2 protein-coding genes and 1 pseudogene are annotated in these 2,584 nt (G+C 75.4%); all 3 read right to left on the bottom strand.

Annotated features, from left to right (window positions below; all coding sequences use genetic code 11):
- Window positions 1-1,041, bottom strand: a 1,041-nt coding sequence (locus RWM17_RS13965; protein ID WP_314104652.1) for an AMP-binding protein, incomplete at its 3' end; no start/stop codon positions are given.
- A gap of 82 nt (window positions 1,042-1,123) precedes the next feature.
- Window positions 1,124-2,032, bottom strand: coding sequence for a 1,4-dihydroxy-2-naphthoyl-CoA synthase (locus tag RWM17_RS13970; protein WP_314104653.1), 909 nt, complete (start codon window positions 2,030-2,032; stop codon window positions 1,124-1,126).
- Between the two features lie 126 nt (window positions 2,033-2,158).
- Window positions 2,159-2,584 (bottom strand): annotated as a pseudogene (locus tag RWM17_RS13975) (hypothetical protein); the annotation flags it as partial.

Raw genomic sequence — 2,584 nt, forward strand, 5'->3', positions numbered from 1 at the left:
CAGCTCGGGCAGCTCCGGGAGGCGGGGCGGCCCGGGCACGAGGCGCGGCCCGGAGCTGCCCGGCTCCCCCACGACGACCACCGGCACCTCGCCCCACCGCTCGTGCGACGCGCGGACGACCACGGCGCCGGCGAGGCCGGGCTGCTCACGGACGATCCGCTCCACGAGCCCGAGCGACACCTTCTCGCCGCCCGAGACGACGACGTCGTCGAGGCGACCGCTCACGGTGAGCACGCCGTCGTCGGACAGGCTGCCGGCGTCGCCGGTGCGGTACCAGCGCTCCCCGTCGCGGACGACGAAGGCCGCCCCGGTGCGGGCGTCGTCGCCCAGGTAGCCGAGCGCGAGAGAGGGACCAGCGAGCTCCACCTGCCCGTCGACGACCGCCGCCCGGGTGCGACCGACGGGCACGCCGTCGTAGACGCAGCCCCCGCTCGTCTCGCTCGAGCCGTAGGTGCGGACGACCGCCACGCCGGAGGCGCGGGCCCGGTCGACGAGGGACGCGGGCGTCGCCTGCCCGCCCACCAGCACCGCGGCGAAGCTCCGTGCCGCGTCGGCCACGTCGGCGTCGTGCTCGGCGGCGTCGAGCACCGCCGCGAGCTGGGCGGGCACCAGCGACGCGTAGCGCACGGGGTGCTCGAGGCGACTCGCTGCCTCGGCGAACGCGACCGGGTCGAAGTGCCCCGGCGCGAGGACCTCGGGCTCGGTGCCGGCGGCGATGCTCCGGACGAGCACGTTGGTGCCCGCGACGTAGTGCGCCGGCAGCGCCAGCACCCACTGCCCGGGGCCGCTCAGCGCGCCGTCGGCGGCGGCCGCACCGGCGAGCACGGCGTCGGCGGGCAGCATCACGCGCTTGGGCACGCCGCTCGACCCGCTCGTCTCGACGACGAGGGCCACGGGCTGCGGCACGGTGGCGGGCAGGTCGGCGGGGACGTGGTCGTCGGTCCGCGGGGCGACGGCCGGACCACCTGCGAGGGCCTCCCGGAGGGCCTCGAGCACGTCGAGCGGCCGTCGCGCGTCGACGGGGAGGAGGGGGCGGGTCACGCGCCGCGCCTCCTCGTGTCGTGTCCTGCCGCCTGCGCCCTCGGCGTCAGCGTCGACGGCGGCGTCGGCGTCGGCGTCGGCGTCAGTACTGCCATGGGAAGGGCGACCAGTCGGGCTCGCGCTTCTCGAGGAACGAGTCGCGCCCCTCGACGGCCTCGTCGGTGCCGTAGGCGAGGCGGGTCGCCTCGCCCGCGAAGACCTGCTGGCCCACGATGCCGTCGTCGGTGGCGTTGAACGCGAACTTGAGCATGCGGATCGCGGTGGGCGACTTGGTGAGGACGACGCGGGCCATGGCCAGCGCCTCCTCCTCGAGGTCGGCGTGGGCGACGACGCGGTTGACGGCGCCCATCTCGTGGGCGCGGTCAGCGCTGTACTCCTCGGCGAGGAAGAACACCTCGCGGGCGAGCTTCTGGCCGATCTGCTTGGCGAAGTAGGCGCTGCCGTAGCCGGCGTCGAACGAGCCCACGTCGGCGTCGGTCTGCTTGAACCTGCCGTGCTCCCGGCTGGCGATCGTGAGGTCGCAGACGACGTGCAGCGAGTGCCCGCCGCCCGCCGCCCAGCCCGGCACGACCGCGATGACGACCTTGGGCATGAACCGGATCAGCCGCTGCACCTCGAGGATGTGGAGGCGCCCCGCCGAGGCAGGGTCGGCCACGTTCGCCTCCGCGCCCTCCGCCTTGTAGCCGTCACGGCCACGGATGCGCTGGTCGCCGCCGCTGCAGAAGGCCCAGCCGCCGTCCTTGGGGCTGGGGCCGTTGCCCGTCAGCAGGACGACGCCCACGCGGCTCTGCTGCCGTGCGTGGTCGAGCACGCGGTACAGCTCGTCGACGGTGCGCGGGCGGAACGCGTTGCGCACCTCGGGCCGGTCGATCGCGACACGGGCCACCCGGCCCTCGACGTCGAGGTGGTACGTGACGTCGGTGAGGCCGTCGAAGCCCGGCACCTCTCGCCACTCAGCAGGATCGAACAGGTCGGACACGGCGGCGGACATGCCCACCAGCCTACGACCGGCACGAACGCGAGCTACACCCCTGGACCCGCACGACACCCTTGGTTCCGGGGACGTGGTGCCGGACGGGGGGGTGCAGCTCGCCGGGCCGGGCGAGGAGGCGCGGCGTCAGAGCGAGGGGACGAGGGCGCCCAGCAGCCAGACGAACACGAACGGGTTGGCGAGGACGCTCAGCAGCACCGCGGCCACGGCCGGCCAGCGGCCCCGACGCGTGGCGACGGCCACGAGCGCGACGACGCCCACGCCGATCGAGGCGAGCATCGTGACCAGCGCGATCGACGCCGCGGCCGTGACTCCGTCTGCCGCGAGCAGGGCGATCGCGACGCCGTCGAGGGCGAGCAGGACCACGGCGAGGACGAGGACGACGACGCCCAGCCGCGAGCTGCGGGCCGGGGCGACCGAGTCGTCGTGGGTCTGGTCGTCGAAGATGGCCAGCCCCTCGGCATCGCGTGCCGCTCCGTCCGTGGACTCGACGCCGTCCGTGCGCCCGTCGGGCTCGACGCGCGCGGTGCGCCCGGCGTGCCCGGCGTGCCC

The sequence above is a fragment of the uncultured Frigoribacterium sp. genome (assembly GCF_963515265.1).
Lineage (GTDB): Bacteria > Actinomycetota > Actinomycetes > Actinomycetales > Microbacteriaceae > Frigoribacterium.

Coding starts and splice junctions, on each gene's coding strand:
- RWM17_RS13970 (WP_314104653.1), bottom strand. CDS start 2,032: ATGTCCGCCGCCGTGTCCGACCTGTTCGATCCTGCTGAGTGGCGAGAG.